General features: G+C 61.0%; 13 protein-coding genes and 6 pseudogenes. 2 read left to right on the top strand and 17 right to left on the bottom strand.

Annotation, left to right across the window (positions count from 1 at the left end):
- Window positions 1–342: 342 nt before the first annotated feature.
- From CXY71_RS08000 to CXY71_RS07985, 4 genes and pseudogenes are all read right to left on the bottom strand, one after another.
- The gene (locus tag CXY71_RS08000; RefSeq protein WP_104135108.1) at window positions 343–753 is read right to left on the bottom strand and encodes an ester cyclase; all 411 of its coding nucleotides are present in this window, start codon (window positions 751–753) and stop codon (window positions 343–345) included.
- Between the two features lie 121 nt (window positions 754–874).
- Window positions 875–1,723 (bottom strand): alpha/beta fold hydrolase, encoded by an 849-nt coding sequence (locus CXY71_RS07995; RefSeq protein WP_104135107.1) that lies wholly within the window; start codon window positions 1,721–1,723, stop codon window positions 875–877.
- A 400-nt stretch (window positions 1,724–2,123) separates the two neighbouring features.
- Window positions 2,124–2,228 carry a hypothetical protein gene (locus CXY71_RS22625; protein WP_368665872.1) on the bottom strand — a complete coding sequence of 35 codons (105 nt, stop codon included), beginning with the start codon at window positions 2,226–2,228 and terminating at the stop codon, window positions 2,124–2,126.
- 158 nt (window positions 2,229–2,386) lie between these two features.
- A pseudogene (locus tag CXY71_RS07985) lies at window positions 2,387–3,147 on the bottom strand (SDR family NAD(P)-dependent oxidoreductase).
- A gap of 101 nt (window positions 3,148–3,248) precedes the next feature.
- On the opposite strand from CXY71_RS07985, the gene CXY71_RS07980 reads away from it, so the two are divergent.
- Window positions 3,249–3,785 (top strand): MarR family winged helix-turn-helix transcriptional regulator, encoded by a 537-nt coding sequence (locus CXY71_RS07980; RefSeq protein ID WP_233198062.1) that lies wholly within the window; start codon window positions 3,249–3,251, stop codon window positions 3,783–3,785.
- Between the two features lie 5 nt (window positions 3,786–3,790).
- On the opposite strand, the pseudogene CXY71_RS07975 reads toward CXY71_RS07980, so the two are convergent.
- From CXY71_RS07975 to CXY71_RS21045, 9 genes and pseudogenes are all read right to left on the bottom strand, one after another.
- Window positions 3,791–4,579, bottom strand: a pseudogene (locus CXY71_RS07975) (enoyl-CoA hydratase-related protein).
- Window positions 4,576–5,718: an acyl-CoA dehydrogenase family protein gene (locus CXY71_RS07970; RefSeq protein WP_104135104.1), complete on the bottom strand. Its 1,143-nt coding sequence runs from the start codon at window positions 5,716–5,718 to the stop codon at window positions 4,576–4,578. The pseudogene CXY71_RS07975 and the gene CXY71_RS07970 overlap by 4 nt, the downstream one beginning before the upstream one ends.
- Before the next feature lie 3 nt (window positions 5,719–5,721).
- A complete protein-coding gene (locus CXY71_RS07965; protein ID WP_104135116.1) occupies window positions 5,722–7,218 on the bottom strand; it encodes a CoA-acylating methylmalonate-semialdehyde dehydrogenase in 1,497 nt (498 codons plus the stop codon).
- A gap of 118 nt (window positions 7,219–7,336) precedes the next feature.
- Window positions 7,337–8,226 (bottom strand): annotated as a pseudogene (locus CXY71_RS07960) (cytochrome b/b6 domain-containing protein).
- Between the two features lie 75 nt (window positions 8,227–8,301).
- Window positions 8,302–8,699, bottom strand: a pseudogene (locus CXY71_RS07955) (electron transfer flavoprotein subunit alpha/FixB family protein); the annotation flags it as partial.
- Between the two features lie 118 nt (window positions 8,700–8,817).
- On the bottom strand, window positions 8,818–9,243 hold the full coding sequence (locus CXY71_RS22620) for a hypothetical protein (RefSeq protein WP_368665871.1): 426 nt from the start codon (window positions 9,241–9,243) through the stop codon (window positions 8,818–8,820).
- Complete coding sequence (locus tag CXY71_RS22615; protein ID WP_368665870.1) at window positions 9,192–9,587, bottom strand: hypothetical protein; 396 nt, start codon at window positions 9,585–9,587, stop codon at window positions 9,192–9,194. The genes CXY71_RS22620 and CXY71_RS22615 overlap by 52 nt, the downstream gene beginning before the upstream one ends.
- A 245-nt stretch (window positions 9,588–9,832) precedes the next feature.
- A complete protein-coding gene (locus tag CXY71_RS07945) occupies window positions 9,833–11,542 on the bottom strand; it encodes an AMP-binding protein (protein WP_104135103.1) in 1,710 nt (569 codons plus the stop codon).
- A gap of 1 nt (window position 11,543) precedes the next feature.
- Window positions 11,544–11,711 carry a hypothetical protein gene (locus CXY71_RS21045; protein WP_233204546.1) on the bottom strand — a complete coding sequence of 56 codons (168 nt, stop codon included), beginning with the start codon at window positions 11,709–11,711 and terminating at the stop codon, window positions 11,544–11,546.
- Window positions 11,712–11,891: 180 nt separating this feature from the next.
- On the opposite strand from CXY71_RS21045, the pseudogene CXY71_RS21445 reads away from it, so the two are divergent.
- Window positions 11,892–12,184: pseudogene (locus tag CXY71_RS21445) on the top strand (transposase family protein); the annotation flags it as partial.
- A 594-nt stretch (window positions 12,185–12,778) separates the two neighbouring features.
- Here CXY71_RS21445 and CXY71_RS07930 read toward each other — a convergent pair.
- The 4 genes and pseudogenes from CXY71_RS07930 to CXY71_RS07915 all read right to left on the bottom strand — a co-directional run bounded on the left by CXY71_RS07930 (window position 12,779) and on the right by CXY71_RS07915 (window position 17,154).
- A pseudogene (locus CXY71_RS07930) lies at window positions 12,779–13,679 on the bottom strand (IS982 family transposase).
- Between the two features lie 97 nt (window positions 13,680–13,776).
- Complete coding sequence (locus CXY71_RS07925) at window positions 13,777–14,556, bottom strand: ABC transporter ATP-binding protein (protein WP_199184250.1); 780 nt, start codon at window positions 14,554–14,556, stop codon at window positions 13,777–13,779.
- The gene (locus tag CXY71_RS07920) at window positions 14,553–16,310 is read right to left on the bottom strand and encodes an ATP-binding cassette domain-containing protein (RefSeq protein ID WP_104135101.1); all 1,758 of its coding nucleotides are present in this window, start codon (window positions 16,308–16,310) and stop codon (window positions 14,553–14,555) included. The genes CXY71_RS07925 and CXY71_RS07920 overlap by 4 nt, the downstream gene beginning before the upstream one ends.
- Window positions 16,297–17,154 (bottom strand): branched-chain amino acid ABC transporter permease, encoded by an 858-nt coding sequence (locus tag CXY71_RS07915; protein ID WP_104135100.1) that lies wholly within the window; start codon window positions 17,152–17,154, stop codon window positions 16,297–16,299. Before CXY71_RS07915 ends, CXY71_RS07920 begins: the two co-directional genes overlap by 14 nt.
- Window positions 17,155–17,161 lie beyond the last annotated feature (7 nt).

The following is a 17,161-nucleotide window of genomic DNA, read 5'->3' as shown; positions in this document are numbered from 1 at the left end:
AGCGGCTCTGGTCCGTGTTCGCGAAGAAACGCGGCCTGACCCGCAAGGCCGGGGCATCGGTGCACGACGACCACGTCCAGCTTGCGAGGCCCGCTTGTCCTTGTGCGACCAACAAAACGTGCGGCGAACCGAAACGCGTGGACGTTGGTAGCAGCAGCGAATTCACAAGCCCCCTCACCTACGGCGCAAGCGTTGAAGGATCGGACGCGCTAGTAGGCACACCAGTACAGCCCTGCCTGCGTGCCCAGTGCGCGATCAATGCCGTCTCGCGTCATAAGTCCTAGTCAAATAAACGTCCTTGGCCGTACCCCTTCTGCTTGGAAACGCCAGTTGTCACACAGGTTACGGTGCCAAGCCAAGTTGTTCGAGCATGCCCTGTTCGTCGCTGCTACCCCACCGCTCGACAAGTTTGCCGTTCTCAAACCGGCTAATTTGCATGCCACGAACAGACATCGCTTTTCCGCTAGCGGCGTGGCCCATGAGGGGGCCTTGGTGGGTGCCGGTGAGGGTATAGGCGAATGCGACGTCGGTATCGTTTGCGACGAGGCGCTCGACGGTGATGTGCAGGTCTGGAAAAGCAGCAATCATCTCACCGAAGAATGCTTTGTAGCCTGCCGGCCCTGGGCCTTGGCCAGGGGCCGGGTCGTTGTCGACCGCGTCGACGGCCACAAGATCATCGAGAAGGTCAAGTTGCCCGCTGTTCACGGCGTCACCAAACTTCTGCTGGGCCGCGATATTCACTTCTTTACTCATGTGTTTACTCTCTTCGTAGAGATTTACCGTGGATGGGTTTGTGTGGGTCACAGGGTGACCATACCTCCGTTGACATTCAACGTTTCGTCGACGACGACCAAGGTGGGCCCTTTCGGTTCCACTACTTCGCGAGGAAGGCGAGCACGTGCCGGTTCCATTCGTCTTTGTGTGAGACGGTGAGACCGTGAGGGGCGTCTTCAATCAGCACAAGTTCGCTGCCGGAAATGGCCTCGTGAGTGCGCTTGCCACTGACCTCGAACGGCACGATGGTGTCGGAGTCCCCGTGTATCACCAGGGTCGGCACGGTGATTTTCGTCAGATCAACACGAAAATCCGTCGTGGCGAATGCGGTCGTACTGTCGAGCGTGCCCTTCGGCGACGCCATTTCGGCGATATCAAGGTTGTAAGCAATCTGCTCCGAGCTGACCTTCGGCTTGTTCACCAGCGACGGCTTGCCGGCGGTGAAGAACATCTGAACAAATTCGTGTAGGAATGCCGGCCGGTCACCGGTCAACCCGTCGTGGAACCACTGAGCCAGTCCGGTGTCTACGCCTCCATCAGGATTGTCATCCGATTTCCACAGGTAAGGCGGCACGGCACTGGCGAAGACGAGCTTCGCGATGCGCTCGGTACCGTACGTGCCCACGTAACGGGCAACCTCACCGCCACCCATCGAGAATCCGATCAGGGTGACGTCCCGTAGGTCCAGGGTGTCGACGACGGCCTTCAGGTCGGCAGCGAACGTGTCATAGTCGTATCCATTCCACGGCTGGGACGACTGGCCGAACCCGCGACGATCGTAGGTGATCACCCGGTAACCGGCATCGACCAGCGCAGGCACTTGACCTTCCCAAGACCTGCTACTTAGGGGCCAGCCATGAATCAGGACGACGGGATTCCCAGCGCCGACATCTTCGTAATGCAGTTCTACATCAGGATCGTTCTGACCGGGGACGGTGATGAAAGGCATGTTCTCTCCTCGTAATCGTAGATGGTTCGTTGGAGGTAACTGAGATTATGAAATTCATACAATCGAGGTTCGCTGAAAGAACGCTGAAATGATGGTCGCTGAGGGAAATCGTGTCCCGATCGGCCCGAGTGACGGTAGTGGAGAGCTGTCAGTCGTCAAAGGCTCCGCAGGGCATGTCTCAGCCCACGCACAGCCGATGCTCTTACGGGTGAGCTGCCGCGGTTATCTCGGACAATGGGCCGTCTTGAAATGGGGGGTTACTGAAAGTAGAGATCAGCATGACCACATTGCGGAGAAAATTTACCCAAGAGTTCAACGACGAGCTGTGCCGCGAAGTGATCAGCACGTCCAAACCGATCGAGGACGTCGCGACCGCGTACGTTATCGGGCCCGAGACGCTTCACCTTCGGCTGAACAAGCACCGCGAGGCCAACCGCGGCACGGAGGCGGCCATCCCCTTCACGTCCCCTCCGGCACAGAAGAATTTACCGTTGCCGCGCAGCACAAGGGCATGACACCCCGGGTCGGATTCGGCTGCCGCTACCACAGCCTTCAGTTAGTGAGCCAGCGAGATACTGAGGGCGTTCACCTCGGCGGGGCAATTTAGTGCGACCTAAACCACACCACCACGGCGCGTGACCTTCAGCGTCTCGTACTCCGCGCTCAACGCGGCGCCATCCGGATCGCGCCGTCGAGACGGATCGTCTCACCGTTGAGCATCGCGTTCTCTACGATGTACGCAACGAGGGCTGCATGCTCCTCGGGTTTGCCCAGGCACGATGGATGCGACGTCTGCGATCCAAACGCGGCGATTGCACCCGCCAGCAACGACTCGAACATCGGGGTGTGGAAGAGTCTGGGTGCTATCGTCATGACGCGAATCTTGTGCTCAGCAAACTCCCGTGCAATCGGAAGGGTAATCCCTGCTATCCCAGCTTTAGAAGCTGAATATGCAGCCTGCCCCATCTGACCATCGAACGCGGCAACCGATAGGTGTTGACGATAACGCCACGTTCCTGCCTCTCCGCGGGAGACTCCATCACAGCGCTCCGCTGATGCGAATGACATTGAAGGAACCAATGAGATTGATCTCGATTACTCGACGGAAGTCAGCGAGCGGATGCGGGCCCCTTCTTGCCAACTACCCACGACGCTGTCACAGCTCCAGCGCAGTTCACAACGATGTCGAGTCCGCCGAGCTCGGCTGCCGCGTCCAGGTTACGCGTAACATCACCCTCAGCAGTGACATCCGCCTGTACGAACGCAGCTCGCTCGCCCATCTCTGCAACGACGGCTTTCCCGCGGTCCCGATCACGGTCAACGACCACAACACTCGCGCCTTCGGTGTGAAGCAGACGTGACGTTGCTAGTTCAAGCCCGGAAGCGCCTCCGGTCACAAAAGCGACCTTGCCCAAAATCTCCATGTTCATGCCATATTGCTGCATCGCAGCTCAAATTATTAGGCGATCCGATAAACTAATTTGTCATGCAACGAAAGTGCACGTTAATCGACCAAAGGAACTCGGTGCCCCCTTCGACCCCACTCGCCGTTGACCCGATCGCCGAAGCCCGCCGTCAGTGGGTAGACCATGGCTGGACGGATGCCGCAAACGGCATGGCCGCCGTAACGTCGATTATGCGAGCTCAGCAACTCATGCTCGCTAGGGTCGAGTCGGCATTGAAGCAGTACGCGCTGTCCTTCGCGCGATACGAGCTGCTTACGCTGCTTAGCTTCACCCATGACGGTGCCCTGCCGATGACGAGCGCCAGCGCGCGGCTGCAGGTGCATCCAACCAGTGTGACAAACACGGTTGACCGCCTGGAGAAAGACGGTCTGGTTCGCCGCGCAGCGCATCCGACAGATGGCCGGGCGACCCTCGTGATACTGGAGGCCGCCGGACGCGAGCTGGTGGCCACGGCATCCGCCAGCCTGAACAGCGATGTCTTCACCAATCCGGGAATGCCAGAGGACGACCTCACCGGCCTGGTGCGAATTCTCGCGCGGTTTCGCCGCCAGTCCGGCGACTTCATCGATCCGCCGATACCGCCAGATCCGCTCTAGGCAGCTCAGCGGTTGACGAACTGCATCTCGCGCTTGTCGATAAAGGCGACCATGCCCTCCGTCTGGTCTTCCAGCGCGAAGGTGGAGTGGATGGCTCGCCGCTCGAAGCGTACATCCTCAGCAAGTGTTGACTCGAACGCGACATTGACCGCTTCCTTCGCGGCATAGACGACGGGCAGTGACTTTTCGGCAATAGTGGTTGCCGTTGAGACGGCATCCTCAAGCAGGTCGGCTGCCGGAACGATTTTGGCGACTAAGCCGCACCGCTCCGTCTTCAGCGTCCATGGTTCGACCGGTGAGGATCAGCTCCATGGCCTTCGCCTTACCGATAGCGCGCGTCAGGCGCTGGGTTTCGCCCATTCCTGGAATTGCGCCTGAGTTGATTTCTGGCTGACCGAACTTCGCGGTGTCGGAGGCCAGGATGAAGTCGCACATCATCGCGACCTCGCATCCTCCGCCGAGCGCACACCCGGAGACGGCGGCGATCATCGGCGTGTGCACGGCTGCAAAATCGTCCCGAGCTGAGAACAATCCGCTAAAGAAGACATCCTGATAGCTTTTGTCCGCCATCTCCTTGATGTCTGCGCTGGCCGCGAACGCGCGCTCCGAACCGGTGAGCATGGTTGCGCCGAGGCCGGTGCGCCCCGGTCGAACGCCGTTGCCGCATCAACCACTTCGTGCATGAGCGCCTCGTTGAGGGCGCTCAGCACTTTCGGGCGATTCAGGATGATAAGCCCGAGCCGGTCTCGCTTCTCCAGGAGCATCTCTGTGGCGGTCTCAACCGTCGCGCTCATTGCCTGTCGTCCAGCAGCGCGCGCCCAACGATCAGACGCATAATCTCGTTGCTTCCCTCGAGAATCTGATGAACTCGCAGATCACGTACCACCTTCTCGATGCCGTAGTCGGCGAGGTAGCCGTAGCCGCCGTGCAGCTGAAGCGCCGCGTTCGCGGCCGTGAAGCTTGCATCCGTTGCGAAGCGCTTCGCCATAGCACACAACGATATCGCGTCATCCGCACCGGTATCCAGGGCCCAGGCCGCACGATGAAGCAGTGCCCGCGCCGCCTGAAGTTCAGTCTCCATATCAGCGAGGGTGAACAGCAGCGCCTGGTGTTCGGCCAGCGGCTTGCCGAAGGCGCTGCGCTGGGTGACGTAGGCGATCGTCTTCTCTAGTGCCCACTGTGCACCGCCGAGCGAGCAGGCTCCAATGTTGATGCGGCCACCATTGAGTCCCTTCATCGCGATGGTGAAGCCGGCGCCCTCCTCGCCAAGCAGGTTATCGACCGGAACTCGCACGTTGTCCAGGATTACCTGTCGAGTCGGCTGCGCGTTCCAGCCCATCTTTTTCTCGTTGGCGCCGAATGACAGTCCTTCAACATCTGAAGGAACCAGGATGGCACTGATCCCCTGCGCGCCATGACCTCCGGTGCGCGCCATCACCACATACGCAGACGATGTTCCGGCGCCGGAAATGAACTGCTTGGTGCCGTTTATCAGGTAGTGATCCCCGTCGCGCAACGCAGAAGTCGACAGCGCTGCGGCATCCGATCCGGCCTCCGGCTCGGTCAGGCAGTAGCTTCCGAGCTTCTCCATCGTCGCAAGTTCTGGAACCCACTGTGCGCGGATCTGATCGCTGCCGAAGGTGTCGATCATCCACACCACCATGTTATGGATGGAGATGTACGCCGCAATGGTGGTGTCACCCTTTGCCAGTTCCTCGAAGATCAGTACGGCATCACTGCGGGTGAGGCCGACCCCGCCGTGTTTCTCGCTGGCGTAGATACCGCCGAGTCCCAACCTTCCGGCTTCGCGCAGGACATCCACGGGGAAGTGCTTAGCCTGGTCCCACTCGACAGCGTGCGGGGCGAGTGCGACCGTCGCGAAGTCGCGGACGGCATCGACGATGGCGTCTTGTTCCTCAGTCAGTGCGTACATGGGTCAATGCATCGCCGGAGTGACGAAGCTTGCGCCCTCCCTGATGCCGGACGGCCAGCGAGAGGTGACGGTTTTCGTTTTGGTGTAGGAGCGGAAAGAGTCAGGCCCAAGCTGGTTGAGGTCGCCGAACCCGGACTTCTTCCAGCCGCCGAAGGTGTGGTGCGCGATCGGCACAGGGATCGGCACGTTGACCCCGACCATCCCGGTGTTCACCCGAGCGCAGAAGTCCCGCGCGGTATCGCCGTCGCGGGTGAAGATCGAGACGCCGTTGCCGTACATATGCTCGGACGAAAATCGCAGCGCATCTTCGTAGTTGTCCGCGCGCACGATGATCAGCACCGGACCGAAGACCTCCTCTTTGTATATGTGTATCTCAGGAGCGACGTGGTCGAAGAGTATCGGGCCGAGATAAAACCCGTTCTCGTAGCCGTCGACGACGTGTCCGCGGCCGTCGGCCAGCAACTCGGCCCTCTCGTCGACTCCGATCTGAATGGCATCGGAGACTCGGCCGACGGCATCCATTGTGATGAGCGGGCCGTAGTCAGCGGTTTCGTCGTGCGAGTGACCGATTTTGAGAGACTTCGCCCGTTCGGCGAATTTTGCTGCCAGCGCATCGCCGGTATCCTTGCCAACCGGAACGGAGACAGAGATGGCCATGCAGCGTTCCCCTGCTGAGCCGTGTCCGGTGCCGACGACGCCGGCGACTTGGTCGAGGTCGGCATCCGGCATTACAACCATGTGGTTTTTCGACCCACCAAAGCATTGGGCGTGCTTGCCATTGGCGGTAGCAGTCTCGCAGATGTACTGCGCGATCGGGGTGGAGCCGATAAGGCCGATGGCCTTGACGCGGTCATCCATTAGTAGCGCGTCGACGGCAACCTTGTCACCGTTCACGACGTTCAGCACGCCGGCCGGAAGACCGGCTTCGAGAAAGAGTTCTGCGATGCACAGTAGGACGGAAGGGTCTCGCTCTGACGGTTTGAGGATGAAAGAGTTGCCCGCAGCGAGCGCGGGTCCCATCTTCCAGAGCGGGATCATGGCAGGAAAGTTGAATGGGGTGATCCCCGCAACAACGCCGAGCGGCTGACGCATCGAACAGACATCGATGCCGGTTCCGGCACCACTGGAGCATTCACCTTTGAGCAGGTGGGGAGCACCGGCGGCAAACCCGATGACTTCCACGCCTCGTTGAATGTCTCCCTTGGCGTCGACGATGGCCTTGCCGTGCTCGGACGCGAGTGTCCGCGCGAGGGAGTCCATGTCGCGTGCCACGAGTTCGAGGAATTTCAGTAGCACGCGTGCGCGACGCTGCGGGTTCCACTCGCCCCAGGCGAGCTGCGCCTCTTCTGCGTTCGCGATTACCACCTGCACTTTTTCCGTAGTCGCCAGCGGCACACGCGCCTGCACGGCTCCGGTGCTCGGATCGAAGACGTCACCGAACTGCCCTGAAGTGCCGGCGACATGCTTACCTCCGACGAAGTATGTCGATTCGCGAACCATCTGAAACCCTACTTCCCGCGCAACCACCGTGGTCGACGCTCTCATCAAATATACTTGGGTGAGCTAGTAATTCATAGGACATGCTGGTAATCATCCGGGTGGGCGAATATTCAAAGTGCTAGCGTGAAACCCTTCCTAAGAGGGCTGCGATCGGACGCAGGATAATCGGACGCGCGACGAACCAGGCCAGGACTATAAGCACCAGCGAGCCTGCAAGGAACCAGAACCCGACCCAGGACTCGTCATCGCGACCGCCATACATGTGGTTGGGGTTTCGCAGCGCCCCGGCGGCGAACACCAATGTGACGTGGGCGATGATGAACAACACGAAGTAGAGCATCAGCGGAATGTACACAGCACGGGCAACTTCGACCGGATACAACCGGTTCAGCCGCGTCGCACCCTGGGGCCACGCTACGGACATCCGGATGCCGGTGATCACCGCCAGCGGTGCGGCAATGAACACGGTAATGAAATACCTCAGCAGCTGCAGGCCGTTGTAGTTGACCCAGCCGTTCTCGGTTGGCCACCTGAGGGAGGTGTACTGGATGGCCGCCGAGATAGCGTTCGGCAAGACATCCCAGCTGGTCGGGACGATTCGCATCCATTGCGCAGTGGAGAAAATGAGCAGGAAGAAGACTACGCCGTTCAGTACCCAAAGCGCGTCGAGGCTGAGGTGCAACCACAGTCGCGGCTGATCTTCTTCGGGGAGTTGCGCGTGCGGATCGGGCCGGAGTTGTTGCGCGTCCAGAAGGCGGCCGGACGCTGGTTGGTGCGCACCAATCACTCGGTGCGGATGATGCGCACCAGAAAGGACACGTTGAGAAAGTTCTGCCACGCAAACCAGGCCTGGAAGTCGACCGCGACACCATCCGGAAGTTCGGACTGGCCGGGATAACTGGTCGGAAAGTCTTGCACCGCCGGCAGCTCCCGCACCCAGTGAGCGATCAAAACACCGACAAAAGTCAGCACCAGCAAGCCAACAACGAGCCAGGTGAAACGGGTCAAGCAATTTCTGGAGCGCGGTTCGGCGCTTTGCACGCTTGGACACGGACGCTCTTTTTCTATTGGCGGTCTCGGCTGCTATTTGCGACGCGCTAAAATTGCCGCCACCAGCTGCGGCACAACGGTGAATACGTCTCCGATAATCCCGAAGTCGGCGACATCGAAGATTGGAGCATCCGCATCCTTGTTGATGGCAACAATAGTTTTCGCCGTCTGCATGCCGGCGCGGTGCTGGATGGCGCCCGAGATTCCGAGCGCGATGTAAAGCTGGGGAGATACCGTCATTTCGGTCTGCCCAACCTGGTAACTCGGCGGCACGTAGCCGGCGTCCACCGCGGCGCGGGACGCCCCGATGGCGGCGCCAAGCGCGTCTGCAAGCTGCTCCACCAGCGCAAAGTTTTCCTTCGATCCGACGTCACGACCACCAGAGACGACAGTGGATGCCCCCGCAGCTCAGGCCTGTTCGATGCAACAACGGCTATCGGGTTGCCCAGCCTACGAGCAGCGGTGATGAGCGATGGAGCTGAACTGGCGAGCTTGCCCGCGTTGGAGACTTCGATGAGAATAAGAATATTCGACATTGTGGCTTCTCCGTCAGGTCAGGCAGCCGGCGGCGAGTAACTCTGCGAGCTCCACTGCAGCGTTGCCGTCGTCGATAATTTTGGTTCCGGCGGACCGCGCAGGCCGCTCGGTGGTGATTGTGACTACCGATCGACCACCCGAAGTGAGCTCGACATCCAGCTCGCTAATCGACAGGGTGGTGAAGGGCTTGCGCTTGGCCGTCCTGATGCCTTTGAAATTGGGAAAACGCGCTTCCGGAGCACTCTCGGTGACGGACACGATAGCGGGAAGCGCCGCGTGGACTGTCGCTGCAGCTGCTTCAGTTCTGCGTTCGCCGCTCACCGATTTCTCCGAGATTTTGATGGTCGTCATCGAGCTGAGGTGCGGGATCGTCAGTCGCTCGGCGATCATCGCGGGGATGACCCCGCCGCGACCGTCCGTCGACTCATTGCCGGCCACCAGCAGGTCGTAGCCGGTGCGCGCAACAGCGACGGCGAGAACCCTGGAGTCAGGCCAAGGTCAGAGCCGACGAGCGCGTCATCCACGACGTGGACGGCTGCATCCGCTCCCATCGACAGCGCCTTGCGCAGCGCCTCGGCAGCGGTAGCAGGGCCCATCGACAGAACGATAATCTCGGCATCGTTGTGCGAGTCCTTATAACTAAGCGGGGTTTCGAGTGCGCGTTCGTTGATCTCGTCGATCACCCGATCTCCGATGGATCGGTTGAGCAGCCCTGTCGCCATATCGAGTTTACGTTCTCCATAAGTGTCAGGCACCTGCTTCACCAAAACGATGATCATCATCGATTCACTCCTAATTCTTTTCGCCATTACGGGGCCGCGTTACCCTGAGAAAATATAATAGGATTCACAACTATTTACGAGGACGTGCCATTAGCATCGGAACCGGCCGTAGCTTTAGCAGATTGTTGTCGTTGTGTTGCTGAGCTCCGACATTCAGCATTACGCATCATCCTCGCTTCGTCATCGCGGGACACCCGGACCCGGCTGTCCCGCACCGACGACCCAGGTGATTTTTGGGAGTTGGGTCATGCCCGGCCATGCTTCAGCTGGGGGAACTGCTCTTCCCTCCACTCGGTGATGGTGATGTGGCCGGCGGCGGCATCCACTTCACGCAGCCGCAGCTCGACGCGGCGGATCTTGCCTGAGATTGTCTTTGGCAGGTCGAAGAACTCGATCCGACGGACGCGCATGTATGGCGGCATGCTCGCTGCCGAGTGCACGAAGATGGATAGCGCCGTCTCGTCAGTGGGTTCCCACCCCTCAGCGAGCACTACATAGGCCTTAGGCGTCGTGAAGCGGGTCTCATGTGGTGCCGGAACTACAGCGGCCTCGGCGACCGCTTCGTGCTCGAGCAGTATGCTCTCGACCTCGAACGGTGACACTTTGAAGTCGGATGACTTGAACACGTCATCGGTGCGGCCAATATAGGTGATCGTGCCGGAAGCATCACGGGATGCCACGTCTCCGGTGTGAAAAAAACCGTCCAGGGTGACCTCGACGTTACGCTGTGGATCGTCCAGGTACTCGGTCATAACGTTGACGGGATGCCGCGACAGGTCGAGGCATAGCTCACCCTCATCGCCGACAACGCCCGTGATCGGATCGACGAGGACGATGAGAACCCCTGGCAGCGGCCGACCCATGGCGCCAGGCACGATCTCGACTCCCGGAGTGTTCGCGACCAGCGCGGAGGTCTCGGTCTGACCGAAGCCGTCGCGGATTGTGAGGCCCCAGACGGCCCGGATCTGCGCGATCACCTCGGGATTCAGTGGCTCACCCGCCGAGACGACCTCGCGCAGCGCTGATGGGCGGTCGAGTGTCTTGGACTGGATCACCATGCGCCACACAGTGGGGGGAGCACAGAAGGTTGTCACAGCTGCTCGGTCGAGCTGGCGTACGAGTTCCTGGGCGTCGAACCGTGAAAAGTTGTAGATGAAGATCGTCGCTTCGGCGTTCCAGGGCGCGAAGATCAGGCTCCATGCGTGCTTCGCCCACCCGGGCGCGCTGACGGACATGTGCACGTCGCCTGGCTGGGCGCCGATCCAGTACATCGTCGTCAGGTGGCCGACGGGATAGCTCTTCTGCGACTGCTCGACTATCTTCGGCATGCTCGTCGTGCCGGACGTGAAGTAGACCAGGAGCGGATCATCCGCCTCAGGAACGGCCGGGATGAAGACGCCCGTGTGCAAAATTGTCGTGGCGTAGTCGGCCCAACCGTCGATCGGAGCGCCGATCGAGATCCGCGAGAAGTCACCGTCGACACCGTCGAACTTTGCGTTATCCGCGGAGTTCGCGATGACATGCGCGATGCGGCCGCGGGCTAAGCGATCGACGAGCTCCGCGGTGCCGAGGGCGGTCGCGCTCGGCACGATGACCGCGCCGAGTTTCATAATCGCGAGCACACACTCCCAGAGCTCAACCTGATTGGCGAGCATGACCAATACGCGGTCACCCTGGTGCACGCCGTGCTCGCGGAGCCAGCCAGCCACTTGGTCGGAACGGCGCGACATCTCCTGGAAGCTGACCTTGCGCTCCCGACCGTCCTCCTCGACGATCCAGAGTGCAGTGCGGTTGTTGCCGTCGGCGATCACGTCGAACCACTCGACGGCCCAATTGAAGGTCGGGCCGATCTCGGGCCAGGCGAACTCCGCAACGGCGCGTTCGTAGTCGTGGCCGAGCGCGAAGAGCTGGTCGCGTGCTGCCCGGAACCTCTTGGTGTTCTCAGTCGCGGTCATTTCAGCACCCTTCAAAACGGGTCCGGAATCGCACTGGGCGTTTCTCGATGAAGCTGAGCACTGGTTCGAGTGCGCGTTCATTGATCTGGTCGATCACCCGATACCCGACGGGTCGGTTGAGCAACCCTGTCGCCGCATCGAGTTTGCGATCTCCATAAGTGTCAGGCATCTGCTTCACCAAGACGATAATCTCCATCGATTCACCCCTAATTCTTTTCGTCATTACAGAGCCGCGTTACCTCGAAAAAATATACTAGGACTGGCAACTATTTACAAGGAAGTGCCAATAGTATCGGAACCGGCCGTAGCTTTAGCGGATTGTTGTCGTTGTGTTGCTGAGCTCCGATCCTGTCAGAAGCGCAACCCACGCTACGACTTCGGTGACGGGCGGCGTCGTTGGCGGGCATTAGTCGTGGGCTCAATTCAAGTTCACCTCGAAGCTGTCGCACCCCCCGAGTATCCTGCCGCGTCCACGGCGTTACTGTCTCCGCCGTGCCCTGGGCCCGGCACCAAAGCGGTCACACTCTCTTCTTTGATGACCAGTTCGCGGACCTCACCCGAATCGGGATCGATGAAATTAGTTACAAGCGCGGCCACAAGTATTTGACCCGCGTCGTCGACCACGATTCCGGCCGTCTCGTCTGAGCCGCACCGGGCTAAGACCAATACCGTTCACTTAAGCAGTTGAATGGTGATTTCTGGCTCGTGAGCGGGTTGTGGCCAGTGGGCGTGATGGAAGCGTTTGGCGGGCCATTTGGAGACCCTACGCTTGATGACGCGAGGGTTTGATCGTCGTCGGCGCGCGAGATTCAGCCGTTGAATGAGGGCGCGGACTGCATGACTCCAAACTGCGGTGGCGTGGTCAGGCTTTGGCCTGGATGACTTGAGGAGCGCGCAGAGTGCCCTATCGGGGCGTCGTGAAGAACAACGCGTGGTGGTCGAACAGGGCCGCCGCCATCAACCTCAAACGGCTCCTCAACCTGGGATTGACCAGAGAAAAGGGGGGTTGGGCCCTTGGCTGACACCCCAGAGCACGACCACCACCTCGACATAGCGGCCGACGCGGCACAGCCGCCCACAACGTCTCCTCCGAGCCGACGCAACGCCACATCTTCATACCGGTACCGACCGCTCAGCCCACCTCACCGCGTCCCACCCCGGAGCAAAAAAACACTCTAGAGACTCGCCAGACCGGCTGAACCCCTGTTATTCAGCAGGCTCCTGGATGGGTGTGTCCTAATGGTCGTAGGCGATGAGGGATCGTTTGTTGGGAGTTTCGAGGAGCCAGTTGTGCCAGATTCCGGCGGCGAGGGCGAGTAGGCGGCCGGCGACGCGGGAGTAGACGCCGGGGATGGTGCGTCCGCCGTGGTCTTCGAGGGTGAGTGGGCCTTTGAGGGTGTCGAAGACGGACTCGACCCATTGGCGGATTCCGCCGAGCTTTCCGAATCGCTTTTTCTCGTCTTTCCGGTCGGGTCGGATCAGGTGGGCGCCGAGTTCGTCGGTGATGAATCTTTCGAACTGGCGGCCGGCGAAGCCCTTGTCTCCGATGATGACCTGGCCGGGGTGGATCAGGTGTCGGTCGTGGCGGAGCATCGTTTCGGCGGCTTCGCGTTCGCCGATCTTGGGTGGCGAGGCCCCAGACGATGGGCATTCCGTCGGGTGTGCAGATCAGGTAGAGGCGGAATCCCCAGAAGTAGCGGGAGTGGGACGCGCAGTAGCCGTAGCCGGCGTACCCGGCCAAGTCGGAGCGTTTCACGGTCTCTCGAGATTTGCCGCAGAGCACCGGGGTAGAATCGATCAGTCGAGTGATCTCGCCCCAGGACAGGGTATCCCGGGCGAGATCGGTGATCACCGCGGAGAGCAGCCCGGTGGATTAGCGAACGCGTTTACCCCACCCGGATTGTTGAGGCAGGTTCGGAAACATGCTGGCGAGGTGCTTGTTGGCGTAGCGGATCCACTTGCGGTCCGACGCGATGCCGAGCAGGTGCTGCGCGACAACGAGGCAGAGCAGCTCAACGTCGGTCAGGGCCGGTGGTCTGCCGGGGCGACCGCGTCTGGAAAACCCCAGCGCAGGGATGATCCGATCGTCTAGATGGACGTAAAGTGTGGTCAGGAGGGTGTTGAGGTCTGTTTTCACACACTGGGTTCAACACCCTCCGCCCTCGATCAACAGCGCCCACGCGGGGAAAGTCCGATCGGACTGAGTAGTCGGCGCGCTACCAACCAATCAGGACTCACTCATCTAATCCCGGCACTGTTTGAGGATCGCCGTATCGTCGCGATCGCTTGTTCTGTGGCTCCAGTTGCCGGCAAGAAGCAACGCCCAAGTAGTAGGGCGAGATGCGCGAGGTATGATCTTGCAATATTGTGCTGCATGCCTCCGCGTGGACGATCTGGCCTCGTTCCATGACATAGGCCGTGGTGCCCACCCGAAGGGCTACCTCCGCAAATTGCTCGACCAGCAGGATCCCCATGCCGGACTCGGCGAGTTTCACCAGCGTATCCATGAGCATGCGCACAGCCCGCGGTGCGAGGCCGAGGGACAGCTCATCGACCAGCAACATCGTCGGTCTGGTCGCGAGTGCCCGTGCGATGACGAGCATCTGCTGCTCTCCGCCCGAGAGGAGGCCGGCGCGCACGTTCCGTTTGTCGGCGAGCCGAGGAAACAGTTCAAAGGCCTTGTCACGTGTGTGCTGGGAGCGATCAACGACCGCGAGGTTCTGCACGACCGTGAGGCGGGAGAAGACGCTCCGCCCCTGCTCGACATACGACAGTCCGAGAGAAGCCCGGCGGTGCACAGGTATCGCATCGATGCTGCGGGCTCCGAGCGAGATAGAACCGGCAGCCGCGGGGAGTACCCCAGCGATTCCATCGAGCAACGTTGTCTTGCCCGCACCGTTTGCGCCGAGCAGTACCGTGATCTCACCTTTGGGAACGGTGAGATCGACGTCGCGGCAGATCGTCAGGTCACCACGCTTGACCGTGAGCCCCTCCACCTTCAGTCCGCTCGTCACGATGCCGTCTCCTGCCCCAGATAGGCCGCGATGACACGCGGGTCATCGAGCACCTCGGAGACCGGGCCGCTTGTCAAGAGGCGACCATCATCAAGTACGGTCACCCGGGTCGATGCCACACGGACGAATCCCATGTCGTGTTCGATCAGCAACACCGCGCAACCGAAGACAGCCGGAATCTGACGCACGCGTTCCGCGAGCGCGCGACTCTCGGCTTCACCGAGTCCCGCAGCGGGTTCGTCCAGCAACAGGATTTGCGGCTTCGATGCCAGCGCGCCCGCGATCTCGAGAATGCGGCGGGAGCCGACGTCCATAAGACGGATTGGTACACCTCCGTCAGGTAGATCGAGCAACTCATGGACGGCGGGGATTCGCTCGGCACCTGCAGCGCCAGCGGCGAGCTTCAGATAGTTCTCTACCGTGATCGCGTCGATGGCATGCACGTACTGGAAGGTACGACGGATGCCGAGCCGGGCACGTTCCCGGGGTCCAAACCGCTCGATCGGCTTTCCGTCGAGGCTGACCCGTCCCTCGCATGAGGGCAAGAACCCGGTGACCGCATCGACGAGCGTCGATTTTCCCGCGCCGTTCGGGCCGATGAGAGCGTGCACCTCTTCGTGTTCGACCGTCAGGTTCACCGCTTCGAGCACCCGGTGGTCGCCGAAGGCTACCGTCAGGCTGTCGACGTGAAGGCAGGCTACCCGGAGCGTTTGATGCTTCACAGTTTCACCTTGCAGCGCTGCACCGTCAGGTTGCATTGCGTCCGCCTGCAGCCGTTCGTCGCGTACCGGTGACAGTTGGCAAGTCACCCGGGTGTTTCGAAAGGCGCGCTCTTGTAGTTGGTCGTTCAGCTTCTCGACCAAGCCGCCACCCCCGCGTCGGAGCACATCAAAGGCACCGAGCGCGAGCAACGTGTTTGCGGCGTCGAGGGGCAGGCCGATGCGCCGTAGTAGCTCGGGGATGAAGACAACGAACAGACCGGCCAGGACCGCACCACCGAATATGCTCGCCCCGCACAAGACTGCGGTTACCAGATGCACCATCGAGGTCAGCGGGGTGAAGACTGCCGTCGTCAACAGTCCGTATTGTCCGGCCAGCAACCCGCCGGCGATGCCCGCGAATAGTGCCCCCAGAGCAAAGGCGCTCGACTTCGCACCCCCGACCCGTACGCCCAGCGCCGCTGCCGCTCGCTCGCTCACCCGCACGGCTGTCCAACCAAGTCCGTGCACGGAGCGGCTGAGGGTCGCGATGCCGACCTGCAGCACAATTAGTAGCGCCCAGGCGAGGGCGAAGAACCAGCGCGGGTCATCAAACGGCGCTGAAGGGATCACCGGTGTGCCCTCACCGACGCCGGGGAAGCTCCCCTGCCGCAGCACGAGATCGAGTGCGGTCGCAAACCCTAAGGTGACGACCGCGAGCTCGACGCCGCGAACACGAGTGGTGGCGATGCCGATTAGCAGTCCGACCGGAGCGGTTACAACACCTCCGATCAGTACGAGCATCGGGAACGGGGCCGTCGGCCAGGCAATGTCAAGCCATGAGACCGCCCAGCCGCCGAGCGCGGCGAACGACATCTGGCAGAGCGTGATGATGCCAGACTGATGCGTGACGAGGCCGATGCTGCGCGCGATGATTGCCGTGATCGCAACAGTAGAAAGTAGATACACCCAATATGTTGGGAGAATCAGGCCGAGCGTCACCAGCACGAGAAGGAACAGTCCTCCGCCCAGGCGGGTCGGTTTACCGAGCCGCATCCCACACCTCCCTCCGGCGCAACCAGATGAGCGCGACGATGATAATGGCGAACGGGATCGCCCCGCGATAGTCCGCGAGCCCCTCGATCCGGGCACCCGCACCCTCGACTGCCCCGATGGCGAGGCCACTGGCAACGGCGATCCACACGTTTGAGAACGCCCCGAGCAGGCCTGCGACCAACGCCGGCACGACGAGAAATGACATCGACTCAAACGTTGGATTGCGCGTCGGCGCAATCAGCAGCATCGCAAGCGTCGAAAGCAATCCCGTCGCAGCCCACACCGCGACAGCCAGCTGACGCGAGTTCACACCGAGCAGTTGCACGGTCAGCGGACGCTCCGACATAGCTTCAAGACGGATGCCCAGCTGCGTGTACCGCAGAAGGAGTGATAGCGCACCCGCAATCGCAATGGTAACCAGCAGCGCGATTACCGTACTGAGCGACACCCGTACCCCACCCAGATCAAACGCCGCCTCCGGTACGAGACTCGGCATCGCTCGGGGCGAGTCACCGAACAGCCTGAAGCCAGCGGTGAGCAGCAGAATCAAGAGCACCACCGTGCCGACTGACCGTACGATCGCCGACGGTTCGCCCAGCCATCTAGCCAACACCCAGCCGGAAAATCCGGCGGTAACGCTCGCGACGGCGAGGCCACAGAACACCGCGAGCGCGAGCGACACCTCGGCACCGACCAACGCATAACAAACATAGGCGCCGAGCGCACCGAGCGCCGCCTGGCCGAAATTCAGCACGCCGACAAGTCTGTACAGTACGACCACGCACACGGCCAGGATTGCGTAGGTGGACCCCGACACGAGCCCGGAGATGATTCCGTCCAGCACGGTTAAG

It is taken from the genome of Cryobacterium sp. Y62, from assembly GCF_002929785.1.
Lineage (GTDB): Bacteria > Actinomycetota > Actinomycetes > Actinomycetales > Microbacteriaceae > Cryobacterium.
This window is presented reverse-complemented; position numbering and strand designations above follow the sequence as displayed.

Coding starts and splice junctions, on each gene's coding strand:
- CXY71_RS08000 (WP_104135108.1), bottom strand. CDS start 753: ATGAGTAAAGAAGTGAATATCGCGGCCCAGCAGAAGTTTGGTGACGCC.
- CXY71_RS07995 (WP_104135107.1), bottom strand. CDS start 1,723: ATGCCTTTCATCACCGTCCCCGGTCAGAACGATCCTGATGTAGAACTG.
- CXY71_RS07970 (WP_104135104.1), bottom strand. CDS start 5,718: ATGTACGCACTGACTGAGGAACAAGACGCCATCGTCGATGCCGTCCGC.
- CXY71_RS07965 (WP_104135116.1), bottom strand. CDS start 7,218: ATGGTTCGCGAATCGACATACTTCGTCGGAGGTAAGCATGTCGCCGGC.
- CXY71_RS22615 (WP_368665870.1), bottom strand. CDS start 9,587: ATGATGATCATCGTTTTGGTGAAGCAGGTGCCTGACACTTATGGAGAA.
- CXY71_RS07945 (WP_104135103.1), bottom strand. CDS start 11,542: ATGACCGCGACTGAGAACACCAAGAGGTTCCGGGCAGCACGCGACCAG.
- CXY71_RS21045 (WP_233204546.1), bottom strand. CDS start 11,711: ATGCCTGACACTTATGGAGATCGCAAACTCGATGCGGCGACAGGGTTG.
- CXY71_RS07920 (WP_104135101.1), bottom strand. CDS start 16,310: ATGCGGCTCGGTAAACCGACCCGCCTGGGCGGAGGACTGTTCCTTCTC.